The organism is Streptomyces sp. NPDC005496 (assembly GCF_042872045.1).
GTDB lineage: Bacteria > Actinomycetota > Actinomycetes > Streptomycetales > Streptomycetaceae > Streptomyces.
Genome location: NZ_JBIAJQ010000001.1, coordinates 105,374 through 126,197 on the forward strand (window position 1 = coordinate 105,374; position 20,824 = coordinate 126,197).

Annotated in this window: 16 protein-coding genes and 1 pseudogene; 7 read left to right on the forward strand and 10 right to left on the reverse strand. The window is 73.0% G+C overall.

Annotated features, from left to right (window positions below; genetic code table 11):
- Positions 1–275: 275 nt before the first annotated feature.
- Positions 276–1,040 carry an enoyl-CoA hydratase-related protein gene (locus ACFYQQ_RS00485; RefSeq protein ID WP_355785946.1) on the forward strand — a complete coding sequence of 255 codons (765 nt, stop codon included), beginning with the start codon at positions 276–278 and terminating at the stop codon, positions 1,038–1,040.
- A gap of 30 nt (positions 1,041–1,070) precedes the next feature.
- Here the strand turns inward: ACFYQQ_RS00485 and ACFYQQ_RS00490 are convergent, their stop codons facing one another.
- Together ACFYQQ_RS00490 and ACFYQQ_RS00495 are read right to left on the reverse strand one after the other, a co-directional pair.
- Positions 1,071–1,706 carry a DJ-1/PfpI family protein gene (locus ACFYQQ_RS00490; RefSeq protein ID WP_355785948.1) on the reverse strand — a complete coding sequence of 212 codons (636 nt, stop codon included), beginning with the start codon at positions 1,704–1,706 and terminating at the stop codon, positions 1,071–1,073.
- Between the two features lie 11 nt (positions 1,707–1,717).
- Positions 1,718–2,671 (reverse strand): GlxA family transcriptional regulator, encoded by a 954-nt coding sequence (locus ACFYQQ_RS00495; protein WP_388902651.1) that lies wholly within the window; start codon positions 2,669–2,671, stop codon positions 1,718–1,720.
- Positions 2,672–2,784: 113 nt separating this feature from the next.
- Here ACFYQQ_RS00495 and ACFYQQ_RS00500 point away from each other — a divergent pair, with 113 nt between their 5' ends.
- The 3 genes from ACFYQQ_RS00500 (at position 2,785) to ACFYQQ_RS00510 (ending at position 6,427) form a co-directional block, all read left to right on the forward strand.
- Positions 2,785–3,651, forward strand: coding sequence for a hypothetical protein (locus ACFYQQ_RS00500; protein ID WP_356166160.1), 867 nt, complete (start codon positions 2,785–2,787; stop codon positions 3,649–3,651).
- 72 nt (positions 3,652–3,723) lie between these two features.
- Positions 3,724–3,849, forward strand: a complete 126-nt coding sequence (locus ACFYQQ_RS00505; RefSeq protein WP_356166163.1) for an LPFR motif small protein — start codon at positions 3,724–3,726, stop codon at positions 3,847–3,849.
- A gap of 166 nt (positions 3,850–4,015) precedes the next feature.
- Complete coding sequence (locus tag ACFYQQ_RS00510) at positions 4,016–6,427, forward strand: Tex family protein (RefSeq protein WP_388902655.1); 2,412 nt, start codon at positions 4,016–4,018, stop codon at positions 6,425–6,427.
- Positions 6,428–6,517: 90 nt separating this feature from the next.
- Here the strand turns inward: ACFYQQ_RS00510 and ACFYQQ_RS00515 are convergent, their stop codons facing one another.
- On the reverse strand, positions 6,518–8,158 hold the full coding sequence (locus ACFYQQ_RS00515) for an ABC-F family ATP-binding cassette domain-containing protein (protein ID WP_388902658.1): 1,641 nt from the start codon (positions 8,156–8,158) through the stop codon (positions 6,518–6,520).
- Between the two features lie 87 nt (positions 8,159–8,245).
- Complete coding sequence (locus tag ACFYQQ_RS00520; RefSeq protein WP_355792259.1) at positions 8,246–9,265, reverse strand: oxidoreductase; 1,020 nt, start codon at positions 9,263–9,265, stop codon at positions 8,246–8,248.
- 66 nt (positions 9,266–9,331) lie between these two features.
- On the opposite strand from ACFYQQ_RS00520, the gene ACFYQQ_RS00525 reads away from it, so the two are divergent.
- Positions 9,332–10,282 carry an FAD-dependent oxidoreductase gene (locus ACFYQQ_RS00525; RefSeq protein ID WP_356166172.1) on the forward strand — a complete coding sequence of 317 codons (951 nt, stop codon included), beginning with the start codon at positions 9,332–9,334 and terminating at the stop codon, positions 10,280–10,282.
- Positions 10,283–10,285: 3 nt separating this feature from the next.
- On the opposite strand, the gene ACFYQQ_RS00530 is transcribed toward ACFYQQ_RS00525, so the two are convergent.
- The 3 genes from ACFYQQ_RS00530 to ACFYQQ_RS00540 all read right to left on the reverse strand — a co-directional run bounded on the left by ACFYQQ_RS00530 (position 10,286) and on the right by ACFYQQ_RS00540 (position 15,325).
- A complete protein-coding gene (locus tag ACFYQQ_RS00530; RefSeq protein ID WP_355794331.1) occupies positions 10,286–11,995 on the reverse strand; it encodes a BCCT family transporter in 1,710 nt (569 codons plus the stop codon).
- An 88-nt stretch (positions 11,996–12,083) separates the two neighbouring features.
- Positions 12,084–13,364 carry a M14 family metallocarboxypeptidase gene (locus ACFYQQ_RS00535; protein ID WP_356237930.1) on the reverse strand — a complete coding sequence of 427 codons (1,281 nt, stop codon included), beginning with the start codon at positions 13,362–13,364 and terminating at the stop codon, positions 12,084–12,086.
- Complete coding sequence (locus ACFYQQ_RS00540) at positions 13,361–15,325, reverse strand: Xaa-Pro dipeptidyl-peptidase (RefSeq protein ID WP_356237929.1); 1,965 nt, start codon at positions 15,323–15,325, stop codon at positions 13,361–13,363. The genes ACFYQQ_RS00535 and ACFYQQ_RS00540 overlap by 4 nt, the downstream gene beginning before the upstream one ends.
- A 180-nt stretch (positions 15,326–15,505) precedes the next feature.
- Between ACFYQQ_RS00540 and ACFYQQ_RS00545 the strand changes: the two genes are divergently transcribed.
- The gene (locus ACFYQQ_RS00545) at positions 15,506–17,005 is read left to right on the forward strand and encodes a M1 family metallopeptidase (protein ID WP_356166184.1); all 1,500 of its coding nucleotides are present in this window, start codon (positions 15,506–15,508) and stop codon (positions 17,003–17,005) included.
- A 73-nt stretch (positions 17,006–17,078) separates the two neighbouring features.
- Here ACFYQQ_RS00545 and ACFYQQ_RS00550 read toward each other — a convergent pair whose 3' ends face one another.
- Complete coding sequence (locus tag ACFYQQ_RS00550; RefSeq protein ID WP_356166186.1) at positions 17,079–17,555, reverse strand: ATP synthase F0 subunit B; 477 nt, start codon at positions 17,553–17,555, stop codon at positions 17,079–17,081.
- A 95-nt stretch (positions 17,556–17,650) separates the two neighbouring features.
- Positions 17,651–19,123: an amino acid permease gene (locus ACFYQQ_RS00555; protein WP_355792449.1), complete on the reverse strand. Its 1,473-nt coding sequence runs from the start codon at positions 19,121–19,123 to the stop codon at positions 17,651–17,653.
- Between the two features lie 262 nt (positions 19,124–19,385).
- Between ACFYQQ_RS00555 and ACFYQQ_RS00560 the strand changes: the two are divergent.
- A pseudogene (locus tag ACFYQQ_RS00560) lies at positions 19,386–20,118 on the forward strand (MerR family transcriptional regulator).
- Positions 20,119–20,127: 9 nt separating this feature from the next.
- Here ACFYQQ_RS00560 and ACFYQQ_RS00565 read toward each other — a convergent pair.
- Positions 20,128–20,817: an SDR family NAD(P)-dependent oxidoreductase gene (locus ACFYQQ_RS00565; RefSeq protein ID WP_356237928.1), complete on the reverse strand. Its 690-nt coding sequence runs from the start codon at positions 20,815–20,817 to the stop codon at positions 20,128–20,130.
- Positions 20,818–20,824 lie beyond the last annotated feature (7 nt).

Sequence of the window (20,824 nt, forward strand, 5' to 3'; positions counted from 1 at the left end):
TGGTAACGCGCTGGTCCGTACCGGATGACTGAACAGAAGTCAGCTGGTATCGACGCTTTCTGATTACTTGCGAATGTATTTGGCGATCGAGGGACCGGTCCTGTCGCGACGATGCCGCCTTCGGAAACTATTCGGGTTGTACGGGTTTGCCGCCCGGCTCGTCCCCTTCGTACCCCCGGACCACCGCACGCCGACCCGGGGCGGCCCCGGACGGGTGCCGGGGCCTGCGCACCCTTGCGGATCACCGGTGTGAGGCCCCGGATAGCATCCGGCGCATGGAGCCCCAGCTGCTGCACCGCGTCGTCGACGGAGTCGCCACCGTCGTGATCCACAACCCGGCCAAGCGCAACGCCATGACCGCCGGGATGTGGCGGGCGCTGCCTCCGCTGCTCGGCCTGCTGGCCGCCGACCCCGCCGTGCGGGCGCTGGTGCTGACCGGCGAGGGTGCCACGTTCTGCGCGGGAGCCGACATCTCGACGCTGCGGGGCTCGTCCGACGAGGCGCAGGGACTCGCCGTACGCGCCGAGGAGGCCCTGGCGGCGTTCCCGAAGCCGACGCTGGCGGCGATCCGCGGGTACTGCGTGGGCGGCGGCTCCCAGCTCGCGGCGGCGTGCGATCTGCGGTTCGCGCGGGAGGGCTCGCTGTTCGGGGTGACACCGGCGAAGCTGGGGATCGTCTATCCGGCGTCCTCCACCCGGCGGCTGGTGTCGCTGGTGGGGCCCGCCACCGCCAAGTACCTGCTCTTCTCGGGCGAGTTGATCGACACGGAGCGGGCGCTGCGCACCGGGCTGGTGGACGAGGTGCTGCCGGAGGGCGGGCTCGGCGAGCGGGTCGCGGAGTTCACCCGCGTCCTGGCGGCGCGTTCGCAGCTGACGCAGGCGGCGGCCAAGGAGTTCGCCGGCGGGCGCGAGGACCGGGACGCGTACTGGGCCGGACAGGCGCGCGGCAGCGACGACACCGACGAGGGGGTCGCCGCCTTCCTGGAGCGCAGGCAGCCGAAGTTCACCTGGACCGTCGGCGGTGCCGGGAACGAGGGCTGAGGCCCTGCCGGTCCGATCCGGCGACAGGGGCTAGTCCAGCTTGAAGCGGCTGTTCGTGTGGAACTCCGCGACGAGGTGCGCGGGGGCCTTGTCCGGTGAGCCCGCGTCGTAGGGCGGCCGCGGGTCGTACTCCGTGAACAGCTGGACGGCCTGCGCGTGTTCGTCGCCCGCGATCCGGCCGACCAGGGTCAGGCCCATGTCGATGCCGGACGAGACGCCGGCCGCCGTGACGTACTTGCCGTCGACGACGACCCGTTCCCGGGCCGGTTCGGCGCCGTAGTGCCCGAGGAAGTCGAGGGCCAGCCAGTGCGAGGTGGCACGGCGGCCCCGGAGCAGCCCGGCGGCGGCGAGCAGCAGGGAGCCGGTGCACACCGAGGTCGTCCAGGTGCTGGTGGCGTCGGCGGCGCGCAGCCAGGCCAGGAGCGTCTCGTTCTCCATCTGCGCCCACTGGCCGGGGCCGCCCGGGACGACCACCAGGTCGGGGGCCGGGACGTCGGCCAGGGCCCGGTCGGCGGTGAGCGCCAGGTCCCCCGTCTCGTTGCGGACGGGGCCGGTGCGCTCGGCGACGAAGACCGTCTCGGCGCCGGGCAGCCGGCTGAGGGTCTCGTAGGGGCCCACCGCGTCCAGGGCGGTGAAGCGGTCGTAGAGGACGATGACGGTCAGCATCGGGTTCCCCCTCAGTGGGTGGACGCGGGTCGGAAGCGGCGCCGGTACTCGGCGGGTGCCGAGCCGAGCGCCTTGACGAAGGCCCGGCGCATGGCCTCCGGGGTGCCGTAGCCGCAGGCCCGGGAGATCTCCTCGACGCCGTCTGCGGTGTCCTCCAGCAGGCGCCGGGCGTGTTCGAGCCGGGTGCGGTCGACGTACCGGCCGGGTGTCACGCCGGTCTCGCAGCGGAAGGCGCGGGTGAAGTGGCGGGGGGAGAGACGGGCCCGGGCGGCGAGCGCCTCGACGCTCAGGTCCTCGCCGGGATGCTCGGTGATCCACTGCTGCACCTCGCGCAGCGGTGCGCGCTGGGCGGTCTGCGCGGCCAGCTGGACGCTGAACTGGGCCTGGTTGCCCGGGCGGCGCAGGAAGACCACCAGGGCGCGGGCCACGGCCAGCGCGGCCTCCCGGCCGAGGTCCTCCTCCACGAGCGCGAGCGCGAGGTCGATGCCCGCCGTGACTCCGGCCGAGGTGGCGACGTGGCCGTCACGGACGTAGACCGGATCGGGCTCCACCTCCACGGCCGGGTGGTCGCGGGCGAGCTTGTCGCAGAACGCCCAGTGGGTCGTCGCCCGGCGGCCGTCCAGCAGTCCGGCCCCGGCGAGCAGCAGCGCGCCGGTACAGACGGAGACCAGCCGCTCGGCGCGCGGTCCGTGCTCGCGCAGCCAGTCGACGAGGGCGCCCGGCGGGGTCCTGGTGCCCCGGCCGCCCGGGACGAGCAGGGTGTGCGGGACGGGGGCGTCGGCGAGCGCCCCGTCCGGTACGAGGGTGAGGCCGCTGGAGGTGCGGACCGGGGCGCCGTCCAGCGAGGCGGTGCTGATGCGGTACGCGTCGCCGGGGCGGGCGCCGGCGCCGGCGAACACCTCGACCGGGCCGCTGACGTCGAGGCTCTGCACGTCGTCGAAGAGGACGACCAGGACGGTGCGCATGCCGTCGATTCTTGGCGCCCGGGGCGACGGCCGCAATGACGAGTACCCCACCTTTCCTGCCATGGGACGTCCGCCCGTTCCGTACGTACTGACCAGTCGGTAATGTGCCCGGCATGACCTCTCCCCTGCCGGAGCGCGCCGGGCGGCGCTGCCACAACGTCCTGAACCCGCTGCACTCGACGCACTACTTCTCCCCCGACCTGGGCCGTGAGCTCGCCGCGATCGGGATCGAGGACGACCGGGGCGCCTACTTCGCCGCGCGGTCCGCGGCCATGGGGGCGGTGGGGCCGGGCACGGTGACCGCCACGTTCTACAACTTCCGGCACGAGCTCGTGGCGCGGCACGTGCCCGGGGTCTGGCGATCCGCGTCCCCCGAGGCGGTCCTCGCGGCACGCGCGCGTGCCGTCGACGCGACCCTGCGGCGGCTGCTCGGCGACGAGCTGATCGCGTCCGAGGAGGTGGCCGAGGCGGCCGGGCTCGCGCTGCGCGCCGTTCAGGCGTGCACCAGGACCGCACGCCCGCTGTACGCCGCGCACGCCGACCTGCCCGTCCCCGAGGAGCCGCACCTGGCGCTCTGGCACGCCGCCACCCTGCTGCGCGAGCACCGCGGCGACGGTCACCTCGCCGTCCTGCTCGCCGCCGGACTGGACCCCGTCGAGGCCCTGGTCAGCCACACGGCGACCGGCAAGGGCATGGCCCCGAGGTGGGCGCTGGGGACCCGGGGCTGGACGCGGGAGGACTGGGAGGCGGCGGTGGACCGGCTGCGCGGGCGCGGACTGCTCGACGCGGAGGGCGAGTTGACCGACGCCGGCGCGGCCCTGCGGCAGCACATCGAGGCCGAGACCGACCGGCTCGACCTGGCCCCCTACACACACCTCGGGGTGGCGGGCGTCGAGCGGCTGACCGAGCTGGCGAAGGGGCTGCTGACCACGGCCGTGGCGAACGGGGCGTTCCCGGCAGGCATGATCGGCAAGGACTGAGGTACCCGTATGTCACCCGGCCTCGTCGAACCAGACGGGAGTCAACGTGCCGGGAGACGAAAGGGGAAGCGCGTGTTTCGTGCCATCGCAGACGTGTTGCGACAGATCGGTGGAGCAGTCGCCACGGTGGTGACCCTGCCGTTCCGGGCGGTGGCCCGGTTGTTCGGCGGCGCCTCGAACTCCGCCCGCAGGGCCTGACCGCAACCCCCGGGCCGCACGGCCCGACCACGACCCACGTTCCGGGAGCCGGACGCGTCCGACGCGTCCGGCTCCCGGCGCGCTGCGGGACCGCCCTGATCCCCCGTTGTCGGTGTCACCTGCCACAATTGCCGCGCAACCCCAGTGGAGAAGGCGGTACGGGATCGTGACGACACCCCTCGTAGGGTCCATCGAAGGCAGGATCGCCGAGGAACTCGGCGTACGGGAGCGGCAGGTCAAGGCCGCGGTCGACTTGCTCGACGGCGGCTCGACGGTGCCCTTCATCGCCCGCTACCGCAAGGAAGCGACCGAGATGCTCGACGATGCGCAACTGCGCACCCTCGAGGAGCGGCTGCGCTATCTGCGGGAGCTGGAGGACCGCCGCACGGCGATCCTCGACTCGGTGCGCGAGCAGGGCAGGCTCACCGAGGAGCTGGAGGCGCGGATCCGCGGCGCGGAGACCAAGGCGCGCCTGGAGGACATCTACCTGCCCTTCAAGCCGAAGCGGCGCACCAAGGCACAGATCGCCCGCGAGGCGGGCCTGGAGCCGCTGGCGGACCGCCTGCTCGGCGACCCGTCGGCCGATCCGCTCGCCGCCGCGGCCGAGTTCGTGGACGCCGGCAAGGGCGTCGCCGACGCGCAGGCAGCGCTGGACGGCGCGCGGGCCGTCCTCACCGAGCGGTTCTCCGAGGACGCCGACCTGATCGGCGAGCTGCGCGAGCGCATGTGGGTGCGCGGCCGGCTGGTCGCCAAGGTGCGCGAGGGCAAGGAGGAGGCGGGGGCCAAGTTCGCCGACTACTTCGACTTCGCCGAGCCGTTCACCAAGCTGCCCTCGCACCGTGTCCTCGCCATGCTGCGCGGCGAGAAGGAGGAGGTGCTGGACCTCGTCCTGGAGCCCGAGGAGCCCTCGCAGACGCCCGGGCCGTCCTCGTACGAGGGAATCGTCGCCCAGCGCTTCGGGATCGCCGACCGGGGCCGCCCGGGCGACAAGTGGCTGACGGAGACGGTCCGCTGGGCCTGGCGGACCCGCCTCCTCGTCCACCTCGGCATCGACCTGCGGCTGCGGCTGCGCACGGCCGCCGAGGACGAGGCGGTGAACGTCTTCGCGGCGAACCTGCGGGACCTGCTGCTCGCCGCCCCGGCCGGCACGCGCGCGACGCTGGGGCTCGACCCCGGTTTCCGTACGGGCGTCAAGGTGGCCGTGGTCGACGCGACCGGCAAGGTGGTCGCCACCGACGTCATCCACCCGCACGTCCCGGCGAACCGGTGGGACGAGGCCATCTCCAAGCTGGCCCGGCTCGCCAAGGAGCACGCCGTCGAGCTGATCTCGATCGGCAACGGCACCGCCTCCCGCGAGACGGACAAGCTCGCCGCTGAACTGATCGCCAAGCACCCCGAGTTGAACCTGACCAAGGTGATGGTCTCCGAGGCCGGCGCGTCCGTGTACTCGGCGTCCGCGTTCGCCTCGCAGGAGCTGCCCGGCATGGACGTGTCGCTGCGCGGCGCCGTCTCGATCGCCCGCCGGCTCCAGGACCCGCTGGCCGAGCTGGTGAAGATCGACCCCAAGTCCATCGGTGTCGGGCAGTACCAGCACGACCTCTCCGAGGTGAAGCTCTCGCGCTCGCTCGACGCGGTGGTCGAGGACTGCGTGAACGGCGTGGGCGTCGACGTGAACACCGCCTCGGCGCCCCTGCTCGCCCGCGTCTCCGGCATCACCTCGGGCCTCGCGGAGAACATCGTGGCCCACCGCGACGCGAACGGCCCCTTCCGCTCCCGTACGGCGCTCAAGAGCGTGGCCCGGCTCGGCCCCAAGGCGTACGAGCAGTGCGCGGGCTTCCTGCGGATCCGCGGCGGGGAGGACCCGCTGGACGCGTCCAGCGTGCACCCGGAGGCGTATCCGGTGGTCCGGCGCATGGGCAGGACGGCGGGCGACGGCGTCGCGTCGCTGATCGGCAACACGGGCGTGCTGCGTTCGCTGAAGCCGGCCGACTTCGTGGACGACAAGTTCGGTCTGCCGACCGTGACGGACATCCTCCGGGAGCTGGAGAAGCCCGGGCGCGACCCGCGGCCCGCGTTCCGGACGGCGACCTTCAAGGAGGGCGTCGAGAAGATCTCCGACCTGTCCTCGGGCATGGTGCTGGAGGGGGTCGTCACGAACGTCGCGGCCTTCGGCGCCTTCGTGGACGTGGGTGTCCACCAGGACGGCCTGGTGCACGTCTCGGCGATGTCGAAGACGTTCGTCAAGGACCCCCGGGACGTGGTGAAGCCGGGAGACATCGTCAAGGTGAAGGTGCTCGACGTCGACCTCCCCCGCAAGCGGATCGCGCTGACGCTGCGACTGGACGACGAGGCGGCGCCCCAGGGACAGCCCCAGGAGGGCGGGCGTCCGCAGCGTGCGGGCCGTCCGCCCCAGCAGCGGCAGCAGCAGGCGCGGCAGGGCCGCGGGGCCGGCCAGGGCGGCGGCGCGCGTCAGGGCGGCGGAGGCGGCGGTGCGCGTCAGGCGCCCGCACCCGGCAACAGCGCGATGGCGGACGCCCTGCGGCGGGCGGGACTGGTCGACCCCAAGCGGGGCCGCTGACGTCCGGTGCCGGGCCGTCCGGAGGCGGACGGCCCGGCACGGAACGGGACTTCTCGGGGCCCCTGCCCGGCTTTCCGGGCAGGGGCCTCCTCAGCGCTCGGTGACCTTGCCGTCGGCGACTTCGAGACGGCGGGTCGTGCTGACCGCGTCCAGCATGCGGCGGTCGTGGGTGACCAGGAGCAGCGTGCCCTCGTACGTCTCCAGGGCGGACTCCAGCTGCTCGATGGCCGGCAGGTCGAGGTGGTTCGTCGGCTCGTCCAGGACCAGGAGGTTCACGCCTCGCCCCTGGAGCAGGGCCAGCGCCGAGCGGGTGCGCTCCCCCGGGGACAGTGACGCCGCGGGGCGCAGGACGTGGTGCGCCTTGAGGCCGAACTTGGCGAGCAGGGTGCGCACTTCGGCCGGTTCGGTGTCCGGGACGGCCGCGCAGAAGGCGTCCAGCAGCGACTCGGAGCCGTGGAACAGCTTGCGGGCCTGGTCGACCTCGCCGACGACCACGCCGGAGCCGAGCATGGCGTGCCCCGCGTCCAGCGGGACGCGGCCCAGCAGCGCGCCGAGCAGCGTCGACTTGCCCGCGCCGTTGGCACCGGTGACCGCGACCCGGTCCGCCCAGTCGATCTGGAGCGTCGCGGGCCCGAACGTGAAGTCCCCGCGCCGCACTTCGGCGTCCCGCAACGTGGCGACCACGGCGCCGGAGCGGGGTGCCGCCGCGATCTCCATGCGCAGCTCCCACTCCTTGCGGGGCTCGTCGACGGTGTCCAGCCGCTCGATCATGCGCTGCGTCTGACGGGCCTTCGCGGCCTGCTTCTCGCTGGCCTCGCTGCGGAACTTGCGGCCGATCTTGTCGTTGTCGTTGTTCGCCTTGCGGCGGGCGTTCTTGACGCCCTTGTCCATCCAGGAGCGCTGCATCTGGGCGCGGCCCTCCAGCGCGGACCGCTTGTCGGCGTACTCCTCGTAGTCCTCGCGGGCGTGCCGGCGGGAGGTCTCGCGCTCCTCCAGGTAGGCCTCGTAGCCGCCGCCGTAGAGGGTGATCTCCTGCTGCGCGAGGTCGAGTTCGAGCACCTTGGTGACGGTGCGGGTGAGGAACTCGCGGTCGTGGCTGACGACGACGGTGCCCGCGCGCAGGCCGCTCACGAAGCGTTCGAGCCGGTCCAGGCCGTCCAGGTCCAGGTCGTTCGTGGGCTCGTCGAGCAGGAACACGTCGTACCGGGAGAGGAGCAGCGAGGCGAGGCCCGCGCGGGCGGCCTGGCCGCCGGACAGGGACGTCATCGGCTGGTCGAGGCCGACGCCGAGCCCGAGGGTGTCGGTGACCTCCTCCGCCCGCTCGTCGAGGTCGGCGCCGCCGAGGCCGAGCCAGCGCTCCAGGCTCTCGGCGTACGCGTCGTCCGCGCCCGGCGCGCCGTCCACGAGCGCCTGGGTGGCCTCGTCCATCGCGCGCTGGGCCTCGGCCACTCCGGTGCGGCGGGCCAGGAAGTCCCGCACGCTCTCGCCGGGCCGCCGCTCGGGCTCCTGCGGCAGGTGGCCGACGGACGCGGTCGGCGGGGACAGCCGCAGCTCCCCCTCCTCCGGGGTGAGCAGTCCGGCGAGGAGCCGCAGCAGGGTCGATTTGCCGGCGCCGTTGGCACCGACGAGACCGATCACGTCACCGGGCGCGACGACGAGGTCGAGTCCGGAGAAGAGCGAGCGGTCGCCGTGTCCGGCGGCGAGATTCTTGGCGACGAGGGTGGCAGTCATCAGGACGCCGATCCTAACGGCCCCGCCCCTCCCGGCCCCCGCCCGGTTTGCGGGCACGGGCGGACGGCGGCCGTGCGGCGCGCCCGCTCAGGGGGCCACCGTCTCCACCAGCACGCTTCCCGAGGTCCGCGCCACGAGGAAGGACCGGCCCCGTACGGCCTTGGCGTCCAGCGGGAACCGGTGGCGGCCGGCCTCCAGGACGCCCTCGAACACCTCGTGCGCGTGGCCGCGGTACAGCCGGTCCAGCCGGTAGGCGGTGAGCCGGACCCGGCAGGCGGCCGTCACCTCGACGGCCGCCTCACCGCCGGCCGCGGCCAGGCCCGCGAGGCGGCGGCTGCCCGGCGGGCTGCGGTCCAGGGCGTTCTCGATCTGGGCGACGAGGAGCGGGACGATCGGCGCCAGGCCGTCCACGAACACCACGTCGGCCTCCGCACGCTCGAAGGACCGGCGTACGGCGGCGCGCTCCTCCTCGCCGACGGCGCGCCCGAAGGCCACCGCCCCGTAGCGGCGCAGCTCCTCGTCGGGGACGTCGGCGGCGTCCTGCGTGATGTCGGCACCGATGTCGATGGTGCGCAGGGCGGCGGCCAGCTTGGCGAGGACGGCGACGCGGGCGCCGATCAGCAGGACCCGGGGGCCCTCCGCGGTCTCCCCTTCCAGCAGGGCGGTCAAGGCGTCGCGGTACTCGGCGCCGTGGAAACGGAAGGGGCCGATGCCGTGGTAGCCGTTGCGCTCCAGGTCCGCGTGGCCGTCGGTCTGCCAGGCGAAGTCGCGCCACACGTAGTCGTCGCCCGCCCGCTCAATGACCGCGGTGACGGCGCCGCACTCGATGCCGCGGCACTCCGGGCAGCCGTAGATGATGTGGCGGCCGTCGTCCAGCGGTGCCTCGCCCTCCAGCAGGAGGCCGCGCACCTGGGCGCCGAAGAGCGCGGGCGGCACGTCGGAGGCGAGCGGGGAGACGGCGTCGAGGTCGGTGAGCCGGAACATCAGCGGACGCCCGTCGACGATGAAGTCGACGAAGTCGCGGTGGACCCGCACGTCACCGCCTGCGAGGACTCCACCGGCGCGCATCGCCGGTGCCAGGCCGAAGGTCGCGTACTCGGCAGACATGCTGTGAGTATCCCCAGACCTGCCGAGGGGTGCGCACGGCATGACATATTCCGCTACCGTCCGGGCGTGCAGACAGCTCCGGACGGTGACGTGATCGTGGTCGGCAGCGGCGTCATAGGACTGACGACGGCCGTGCTGCTGGCGGAGGGCGGCAGCCGGGTGCGGGTGTGGACCCGCGAGCCCGCCGAGCTGACCACCTCGGCGGTTGCGGGCGCGCTGTGGTGGCCCTACCGGATCGAGCCGCTCACCTCCGCCCGGGAATGGGCCCTGCACTCGCTCGCGGTGTACACGGAACTGGCGGCGCGCGCGGAGGAGACCGGCGTACGCATGGTCGAGGGTGTACAGGGCGAGACGCGACTGGACGCGCGGGACCCCTGGACCGCCCGGGTGCCGGGGCTGCGGACGGCGACTCCCGAGGAGCACCCGGGGCCCGCGCTGTGGGCGCGGCTGCCGCTGATCGACATGCCGGTGCACCTGCGGTGGCTGCGCGAGCGCCTGCTGCGGGCGGGCGGGACGGTCGAGGTGCGCGCGGTGGCGGACCTCGCGGAGGTGCCGGCTCCGGTCGTCGTCAACTGCACGGGGCTCGGGGCCCGCGAGCTCGTGCGCGACCCCTCGCTGCGGCCGGTGCGCGGGCAGCTGGTGATCGTGGAGAACCCGGGGCTTCGCACGTACGTCGTCTCGGCCGACGCGGCCACCGGGACGACCACGTACCTGTTCCCGCAGCCGGACCGGCTGGTCCTCGGCGGTACGGCCGACGAGGACGACTGGTCGACGACGCCCGAGCCGGCGGTGGCCGAGCGGATCGTCGAGCGGTGCACGCGGCTGCGTCCGGAGATCGCCGGGGCGCGTGTCCTCGGCCACCGGGTGGGGCTGCGTCCGGCGCGCGACTCCGTCCGGCTGGAGCGCGAAAAGCTGTCCGGCGGGCGGCTGCTGGTGCACAACTACGGTCACGGGGGCGCGGGGGTCACCGTGGCGTGGGGGTGCGCGCGGGAAGCGGCCCGGCTCGCCTCCCGCTGACCCTCAGCCGTGGTCCCGGCCGATCGGGTCCCCCTCCGTCTCCGTGCCGGCCCCGGGTCCCACCCGGATCTCGAAGTCGCCGTCGTACTTCTTGTGCCCCTCGATCACGGCGAGTTGGACCGCCTCGGCGCCCATCTCGCGGCGCACGACGACCGGGTCCCTGCGCAGGTCCCGCATGAGCGCGACGCACATGCCGATCATGACGAGGACGAAGGGCGCCGCGGCGAGGATCGTGAGGTTCTGCAGCCCGGTGAGCGCGTCGCCCTGGCCGCTGCCGACGAGCAGCATGATGGCGGCGACGGCACCGGTCACCACGCCCCAGAACACCACGACCGGGCGCGCCGGTTCGAGCGCGCCCCGCTGCGAGAGCGTGCCCATCACGATGGACGCGGCGTCGGCCCCGGAGACGAAGAAGATGCCGACCAGGATCATCACGAGCAGACTGGACGCGGTCGCGATCGGGAACTCCTGGAGTACGCCGAAGAGTTGGCCCTCCGGCGTGGTCTCGCCGCGGAGCGCGCCGCCCTCCTTCAGCTTCATCGCCGTACCGCCGAAGACGGCGAACCAGACCAGGCTGACGCTGCTGGGGACGAGGATGACTCCGCCGACGAACTGGCGGATGGTGCGGCCGCGGCTGATGCGGGCGATGAACATGCCGACGAACGGCGTCCAGGAGATCCACCACGCCCAGTAGAAGACCGTCCAGCTGCTCAGCCAGTCCGCGACGCCCTCGCCGCCGCTCGCCTCGGTGCGCCCGGCGAGCTGTGGCAGGTCGCCGAGGTAGGCGAAGATCGAGGTGGGCAGCAGGTCGAGGACGATGATGGTGGGCCCCGCGACGAACACGAACACCGCGAGCACCAGCGCGAGCACCATGTTGATGTTGGACAGCCACTGGATGCCCTTCTCGACGCCGGACACCGCCGAGGCGACGAACGCGACGGTCAGGACGGCGATGATGGCGACGAGCAGTCCCGTGCTCACCTTGTCCATCCAGTCCAGTTCCTGGAAACCGGAGCCGATCTGCAGCGCGCCGAGGCCGAGCGAGGCGGCGGAGCCGAAGACGGTGGCGATGATCGCCAGGATGTCGATCACCCGGCCCGCGGTGCCGTTGGCGTGCCGTTCGCCGATGAGCGGGGTGAAGACCGCGCTGACGGTCTGGCGCCGGCGCTTGCGGAAGGTGCTGTAGGCGATGCCGAGGCCGACCACCGCGTAGATCGCCCACGGGTGCAGGGTCCAGTGGAAGAGGGTGGTGGCCATCGCCGTCTCCATGCGTTCGCCGGAGTCGGCGGGAGTGGTGCCCGGCGGGGGCGTGGTGTAGTGCGACAGCGGTTCACTCACGCCGTAGAACATGAGGCCGATGCCCATGCCGGCGCTGAACATCATGGCGACCCAGGACACGGTGCGGAACTCGGGCTGCTCGCCCTCGGCGCCGAGGTGGATGCGGCCGTAGCGGCTGACCGCGAGCCACAGGGCGAAGACCACGAAGCAGGAGGCGGCCAGCATGAAGGCCCAGCCGCCGTTGTGGATCAGGCCGTCGAGCATCGTGGTGGAGACGCTCTCCAGGGAGTCGGTGGCTACCGACCCCCAGACCACGAAGGCCAGGGTCAGTGCGGCGGTGACGCCGAACACCACCCGGTCGGTGTGCCGGCCCGGGCCGCCGGGGACGTCCGACGGATCTCCCCGGCCTCCCCGTTCCTTCAGGTCCTCTGTCATCCGCAGCACCTTCCCCTGGAAGTCGTATGGGCGTTATCGCCTCATTACGCCCATACGACGTATCACAGGTACCGGCGGGGAAAGGGGTTCAGCAGTCGGTGTCGGGCTCCCCGGCGGTGAGGTGGTAGGGCGCCCGTCCGTCGAGCAGCAGCGGGACGAGCGCCCGCAAGGGGCCGCGGAGCCGTACCAGGACACCGTCGCCGTGGCGCTCGGCGCGCAGGCCGTGCAGGGCGAGTTCGTCGCGCAGACCGGCGTACTGCTCGGCGGTGAGCCGGTAACCGCAGGGCGGGTCCTGGAGCACCTCGGCCGGTTCGGCCGGGTCGTTGTCGGCGCCGCCCAGGTAGACCGGGCCGGTGTCCCGGTAGCCGGCGAGCCGTGCCGCGGCCGTGGCGGACGCCAGGCGCCTGCCGTGCTCGCCCGCGTAGCCGAACAGGCCGCCGAGCGCCGCGAGCTGGGAGTGCACGCGGCGCCGCCTGTTCAGCGACGGATCCGCCTGCTCGGCCTCGGTGAGGGCGTCCACGCGGCTCTCGATGAGCAGTCCCGCGGCGTGCTTGACGCCCGACATGTTCCGCAGGATGCGCTCCTGCCCGTCACCGGCGGTCTGCTTGACCGGGTCGCCGGTCACGGGATCGGTCCAGATGCCGTACGTCCCGGTCGAGTGGCCCGCCCGGTGGGCCGCGGGGCGGACGTGGTCCAGCGACAGGGTGTGCGCCTCGTCGTGCACGGCCGGGTCGGTGTTGAGGTTGCGCGGCCAGAGGTCGAACAGGTCCTTGTCGTAGTACGGGGGTGTGGCCCCGTACTCGTGCAGGTCGTAGACGAGGTCGGGCCGGCGGTCGCGCAGCACCGCGGCCATGGCGCGGGCCTCGGCCGTCCGCAGGGCGAGGTGGTCGCGGTTGACGTCGACGCCGTCGCCGTTCCCGCGGGTGTCGGCGGCTCGGCCGTCGGGGTTGGCGGTCGGCACCACGAGCACGGTCGTGCTTCGCAGGAGCCGCCGGGTCGGCGCGTCCTCGGCGTACGCGAGGTCGCGGACGGTGGTGAGGCACGCCTCGCGGCCCGAGGGCTCGTCGCCGTGCTGGCTGCACACCAGGAGCACGGTCGTCGCGGCGTGCCGGGCGCCGACGCGGACCAGTCGGAGCGGGCGTCCCTCGGCGGTGGTGCCGATCCGGGAGACGGAGACCCGCTCGCTCGCCCGGTCGAGGGCCGCGAGGAAGTCCTGTTCCTCGGGCTGGGTGGTCCAGCGTGCTCCGTCGGTCAGCTCGAAGCCGGTGCGCGGCGGGGCCGTACCGGCGTGCGCGGGGGCCGCCAGGAGGGGCGCGGCCAGGGCCGTGGCGGTGACCGCCACGGCCAGGGCACGGGCGCGCGTCCTCATCGGGTGCCGGCCCCGGGGACCCGGCGGGGTGCGACGGGGTCGCGTACGCCGTCCAGGACCGACGGGTGCCTGAGCGCGGTGGAGTGCGCCGTCGCCGCGGCGAAGGCGCCGGTGCCGCCGACCAGCGGCACCCGGGCCGAGGTCCGGGCCAGGTCGATGGTCAGCGTGGGCGTGCTGGACGGCGGGTCGATGAGGTCCTTGTCGGTGCCCGCGACGATGAGGGCGAGGCGGTGGCCCTTCGGCACGACGTGGTCGGTGGCGGCCAGGTCGAGCGTGATGGTGTAGGCCCGGCCCGGGGTGAGCGGGACGCCCTTCGTGGCGGAGGCGTGGTTGCCGAGGTCGGCCCAGCCGCGGCTGACCACCGTGTAGTCGACGTCCGCGTTCTTCGCCGCGGTCTCCTTGAAGCAGGAGCTGTCGCCCGCCGTGCTCGGGCCCCAGCAGGTGCGGTCGGTGAGCGTCGTGATGCCCTCGCCCGAGGCGGCGTAGTCGCGGATGGTGTCGGGGCCGAGGTCGACCAGGACCGCCGAGAGGTGCGCGGTCGAGGTGGTCGGCGTGGCGGTCACGGTCACCTCGGACGAGCCCGACAGCCGCAGGTCGCGCGTCAGCCCCGGGGTGACGAATCCGGCCTTCTCCGGGGTCGGCGCGTCGATGTGGGCGGCCCAGTCGCTCTCGCTGAGGCGCGGGTCGTCGGTGAAGGTCTCGGCTCCGGACCGCGTCTTCAGGCCGAGGGTGCCGACGCCCGCCTGTGTGCCCTTGCCGGGGTGCAGGCGGACGGTGTCCGTACCGCGCGGCGGCCAGACACGGGAGGTGGTCCAGGTGTCGGGGTGCCGCTCGATGTCGGCCATCGGCTCGTCGTCGACTCCGTTGTCGTAGCCGAGGAGTTCGTGGTCGAACCAGCGGTGCAGCGTGTCGACCCAGGCGCCGCGGCGGAAGTCGAAGGGGTCGACGTGCCCGGTCTGCGAGAGCCAGATCTTGCGCTCGACACCGTGGGCGGCCAGCGCGCTCCACCACTGGCCGAAGTGCTTGGTCCGGACGTTGAGGTCCTGCATGCCGTGGACGACGAAGACGCTGGCCTTCACGCGGTCCGCGTGGCGCACGTAGTCGCGTTCGGTCCACAGCCGGGTCCAGTCACCGGTGCGCGGGGCCTGGTCGACGAGCTTCTGCTGCACGGCGGTGCAGCGGGCGCGGGCGTCCGGGCTCTCCACGTAGTCGGACAGCCATTCGGGGCCGGAGTCGTAGAGCGGGGCGCCCTCGGCGAAGTAGTAGTCGTACCAGGAGGAGATGGCGGCGATCGGGACGATGGTCTCCAGTCCCTCGACGCCGGTGGCGGCCACGCCGTTGGCGATCGTGCCGTCGTAGCTCTTGCCGATCATGCCGGTCCTGCCGTTGGTCCAGCCCGCCCTGGCCCGGTCGGCGCCGGTGCGGCTGGTGTAGCCCTTGGCCCGGCCGTTCAGCCAGTCGACCACCGCCTTCGCGGACCGGACGTCGGAGCGGCCGCCGACGTCCACGCAGCCGTCGGAGCGGTTGGTGCCGGCCAGGTCGACGCCGACGAACGCGTAGCCGCGCGGCACGAAGTAGTTGTCGTAGAAGAGCGGCATCTGGACGACGTCGCCGTTGGCGTCGTACGTCTTCCTCTGGCTCTCGTTGCCGCGTCCGCAGCAGGAGTAGTACGGGCTGGCGTCCATGATCACGGGTACCTTGCGGCCCCGCTGGGCGGGTTCGCGGGGGCGGACGATGTCGACGGCCACGCGGTCCGTCCTCCCGTCGGCGTCGCCGTCCAGCCCGGTGTCGACCCATACGGATTCGCGGATGGCGTTCTCGTAGGAGTAGACGGGTGTGCTCTCCCGGGGCGCGCTGTGGGCGACGGCGGGGGACACGAGGGCAGCCAGCAGGGCGGCGATGGCCGCCGTCGCGAGCGATCTCCAGGTGGTGGGGCGCGCACGGCGCGCTCGAATCGGCATGCGCGGAAGGTACCCCGGTCAACTCCCGTGCAAAAGGGGGCTCTTGCAAGGTGTGTACGTCGGGGTGGCGCATGTCGGCCGAATGGCGATCGTGTGACGGGAGGTGCCGTGGACACGACGAAGCCGCGGCGGCTGAATAGTCTCCGAACAGACTCCGTGACCCTACGACTTGGAGCTCCTGTGCACCGCAGACTCATCGCCCCGGGCGCGCTCGCGGCCTCCCTCCTGCTGGCGATCCCGGCGTCGGCGGCCGGCCAGCTGCCCGGTGCGCCGGGCATCGGCGACCCCTACTACCCGGCCTACGGCAACGGCGGATACGACGTATCGCACTACGACCTGCGGCTGAAGTACCAGCCCCGGACGGACGAACTGGAGGGGACGGCGACCCTCCTGGCCACGACGACGCAGGACCTGTCGCGGTTCGACCTGGACTTCCTGCTCGACGTGAGCGAGGTGCGGGTCAACGGCGCGAAGGCGTCGTTCACGGCCTCGGGCGAGCACGAGCTGGAGATCACCCCGGCCCGGCCCCTCGCGAAGGGCACGCCGGTCACGGTCGTCGTGCGCTACAGCGGGGTGCCGTCCACCAAGACCGCCTACGGCTTCTCGACCTGGCACCGCACCCCCGACGGGGCCGTCGCCGCGGACGAGCCCGAGGCGGCGTGGTGGTGGTACCCGAGCAACGACCACCCGCGCGACAAGGCCACGTACGACGTGTCGGTGGCGGTGCCGGACGGCACCCAGGCCATCTCCAACGGCACGCTCCAGTCGACCAGTTCACGGCTCGGCTGGACCCGCTACAACTGGCGGTCCGACAAACCGCAGGCCACGTACCTGACCACGCTGGCGGTCGGGAAGTTCGACATCACCACGGGGACGACCTCCGACGGCGTCCCCGTCGTCAACGCCTACAGCAAGGACCTCGGGAGCAACGACGGGGCCGCCCGCGCGAGCGTGGAGCGGACCGCGGAGATCACCGACTGGCTGACGGGCTACTTCGGCCCGTACCCCTTCAACTCGGTCGGCGGCTACGTCCCGAACACCACCACCGGGTACGCGCTGGAGACCCAGACGCGGGTGTTCTACAGCCCGCGCCAGTTCGCGAACGGGTCCAACACCTCCGTCGTCGTGCACGAGTTGGCCCACCAGTGGTACGGCGACGACGTGTCCCTCTCCGCCTGGAAGGACATCTGGATCAACGAGGGCTTCGCGCGGTACGCGCAGTGGCTGTGGTCGGAGCACGAGGACGAGGGCACCACGCAGGAACTCGCCGACTACGTCTACGCGTCGCACCCGGCGGACGACCCCTTCTGGACGGTCGCGCCCGGCGACCCCGGTCCTGAGCACCAGTTCGACATCGCCGTCTACGACCGGGGCGCGCTCGCGGTGCAGGCGCTGCGCAACGAGATCGGCGACGACGCGTTCTTCGCCGTCCTGAAGGGCTGGCCGAAGGAGCACGCGTACGGGAACGCGTCCGTGGAGGACTTCAGGAAGTACGCGGAGAAGGTGTCCGGAGCGTCGCTCGCCCCGCTCTTCGACACCTGGCTGTACCAGCCGTCGAAGCCGGGCGCGCCCGCGGCGCGGGACGCGTCGATCGCGCGCGAGCAGGCGGCGGGTGCGAAGGGTGCGCCCGAGCGGCCCCGGTCCTGGAAGAAGATCGCCGCGACCGACTCCGTCCACTGACGCTGGTCCCCCGGCCGGGGAGCGCGACGTCCGCCGCCCGTCCGTCCCCTCCCGGGGCGGACGGGCGGTCCCGTCAGCTCCCGGGCTCGGTGCGGGCGTCGGCCGGTTCGCCGACGATGCGGCTCGCGAGTTCCGAGGCCAGCTCCGAGACTGTCATGCGGAGTTCGGCGTCGGCGGTGGCCCGCTCGGACGCGACGCGGTCCCGTGCCCGCGCGACGAGGGCGTCCTGCTCGCGCCGGCCGTCCTCGCGGGCCGCGGCGAGCCGGGCGGCACCCTCCTCGCGGGCCCGCTGCCGGGTGAGGACGGCGTCGTGGTGCGCGTCGGCCAGGAGCCGCTCCGTCCGGGCGCGGTCCGCCTCCGCGGCGGCCCGTACGGCGGCGGCCCGCCGCGCGGTGCCCTCGGTCGCGTCGCGCCGGGCCGCCCGGGCCCGGCCCAGCCGCCGCAGCGTCCGGGCGAGGCACAGGTACACCACGGCGAGCAGCGGCAGCGCGAAGACGAGGTCGGTGACCTCGGGGTTGAGCGGACCGACCGGGTACGGAAGGAGATCCATACCCGTGGCCTACCCGTTCACGTGTGCACAACCTACGCGCGTCCGCGCCATAGTTGACCGAAAGTCACCCTCGCCCGCAGGGCACTGTCCGCCCGTCACGGCCGCTCGGTCAGCCCGGTCAGTTCCCGGTCCGCGGCCTGCGAGACGCGGCGCCGGACGGCGAACCAGCCGCCGACCAGCAGCACCGCGACGAGCGGGACGAGGAGCAGCGTCTTGCGGCCGACCTCCGGGTCGTCGCCCATCAGGCCCAGCACGGCGACGAGGAAGACGATCGTCGCGATCTCGGTGACCGGGCTGCCGGGGAGCCGGAAGGACGGCCGCGTCAGCAGGCCCTCCCGGGCGCGGCGGACGAACACCAGGTGGCAGATCATGATGATCACCCAGGTGCTGATGATGCCGAGGGAGGCGACGTTGAGGACGATCTCGAACGCCTGGCTCGGCACCAGGTAGTTCAGGACGACACCGAGCACGCACACCGCGCAGGTCAGCAGGATGCCGCCGTACGGCACCTGGCTGCGGTTCATCCGGGCGGTGAACCGCGGGGCGGAGCCGGCCATCGCCATGGAGCGCAGGATGCGGCCGGTGGAGTACAGGCCGGAGTTCAGGGACGACATGGCCGCGGTGAGGACCACCAGGTTCATGACGTCGCCGGCGGCGGGCACGCCGATCTTCGACAGCACCGTGACGAAGGGGCTCTCGCCCGCGGAGTAGACCGAGCCGGGCAGCAGCAGGGCGAGCAGGACCACCGAGCCGACGTAGAAGACGGCGACCCGCCACATGATCGAGTTCACCGCGCGCGGGACGACCTTCTCGGGCTCGGCGGTCTCGCCCGCGGCGACGCCGACCAGCTCCAGCGCGGCGTACGCGAAGATCACGCCCTGCATCACCAGGACGACCGGCATGACCCCGTGCGGCAGGAATCCTCCGTGGTCCGTGATGACGCCCACGCCCGGGGTGCTCCCGCCCACGTCGCGTCCGGTGACCAGCAGGAAGATGCCGATGAGCATGAACGCGACGAGGGTGGCGACCTTGACGATCGCGAACCAGAACTCCATCTCGCCGAAGATCTTGACCGAGATCAGGTTCACGGCCAGCACCACCGCCAGCGCGACCAGGGCGAGCACCCACTGCGGGATGTCGGTGAACAGACTCCAGTAGTGCGTGTAGAGCGCGATCGCGGTGATGTCGGCGATCCCGGTCGTGGACCAGTTGAGGAAGTACATCCACCCGGCGACGTACGCGCCCTTCTCGCCGAGGAACTCCCGCGCGTACGACACGAAGGACCCGGAGGAGGGCCGGTAGAGGACCAGCTCGCCGAGGGCGCGGACGACGAAGAACGCGAAGACGCCGCAGACGAGGTAGGCCAGGGCCAGCGCGGGCCCCGCGTCGTGGAGCCGGCCGCCGGCTCCGAGGAAGAGTCCGGTGCCGATCGCGCCGCCGATCGCGATCATGTTGACGTGGCGGGGCTTGAGGTCCTTGCTGTAGCCGGCGTCTCCCGCGTCCGCGGGGGTGGGGTGGCCCTCGACGCGGGATGCGTCTCCGGCTGTGTCTACGGCGTCCTTGCTCACGGGTGGATCAACTCTCTGGTGCCCCGGCGTACGGCGTACGCGGGTGTCCGGATGTGTCTGGCCCGCGCCGTCCCTGTCGGGGCACAGACCAAGGCGGCACCTGCCCCGGAGATCACCTCGCATGCGGTGCTTCACGTCACACGGCGGCACGTCTCACACGGCGATCATGGACTTCACGGCTCCCCCACAGGGGCGGACGGTGCCAGTGGGACCCGGCGCGCGCTTTCACAGCACCGGTGAGACAGCAATACTGTTGCACCGGATGACCGCATCACCCGGACAGGCGAGGGGCTGCCATGACGACGGACACCGAGGAGCCGACGCTCACGGTCGACGAACTGGCCGCGCGGGCGGGCGTCACGGTCCGCACGGTCCGCTTCTACAGCAGCAGGGGCCTGCTCCCGCCGCCCGTGATCGGCCCCCGGCGCGTCGGGCACTACGGCCCCCTGCACCTGGGCCGGCTCGCGCTCATCGAGGAGCTCCAGCGCCAGGGCATGACGCTGGCCGCGATCGAGCGCTACCTCGGGCAGCTGCCCCCGGACCTGAGCGCCGGGGACCTCGCCGTCCACCGCGCGGTGGTCGCCTCGTGGGCGCCGGACACGGCGCAGGAGGTGTCGCGGGAGGAGCTGGAGCGGCGGGCGGGCCGGCCGCTGGACGAGGAGGAGCTGGACCGGCTCACCGCGATGGGCCTGATCGTGCGCACCCCCGGCGGCTTCGGCGTGGACACGGGGCTGCTCCGGCTCGGCGTGCAGCTCCTCGGCCTGCCGATCGCGCACGAGGCGGTCCTCGCGGCGCGCACCGTCCTGCTGGAGCACTCGCGGGCGGCGGCGCACGAGCTGTCCACGCTGCTGCGGGAGGCGGTGGGTGAGAGCGAGTCCGTCGCCGCGGTGAAGTCCCTGTCCGCGCACATGCAGCCGCTCGTGGTGCAGGCGCTGCTGACCACCTTCCAGCGCTCCCTCAAGGAGGAGCTGCGCGAGTGGCTGAAGGAGTCCTGAACCGGGCTGTCACGCGCCGCCACTCACCTCCAGGGTCTGGCCGGTGACGGAGCCGCCGCCCTCGTCGACGAGGTGCAGCAGCGAGGAGACGAGGCCGGACCGCTCCCGCGTGCGCGGCGCGACCCGAACCCGGCCGCCGTCCGCGTCGGCGGTTCGCCCGGCCCCTGTGCGCACGGCGCCCGGGACGATGGCGTTCACGGTGATGCCGTACGGGCGCAGCGCGGCGGCCAGCGACCGGGTGAAGCCGCTCAGCCCGGCCTGGGCGGCGACGCGCGCGACTCCCGGCGGGCGGACGGCCGGCGGCACGACGTTCACGATCCGTCCCCAGCCCGCGGCCTTGAGGTACGGCAGCACGGCGCGGGCCAGGAGAAAGGGCACGTCGAGGCCGGCGCCCATGACACGCCGCCACTCCCCCGGGGTGAGGTCCTCGAAGTCCGCCTCCGGGAGCGCCCTCGCGACGGTGACGAGGACGTGCAGGGTGCCGAACCGTTCGATGACGCGCTCCAGCGACCGCCGTACATGCATCCCGTCGGTGACGTCCGCGACCAGCTCGACGTAGTCGAGGACGCGTCCGGCCGTTTGCGGCTGCGGGACGGTGTCGAGACCGGCGACCCGGTAGCCGCGCCCGGCGAGCGCGACGGCGAACTCCTGCCCGAGGCCCTGAGCCGCTCCGGTCACCAGGGCGGTACGCGTCTCCATGGGCCGA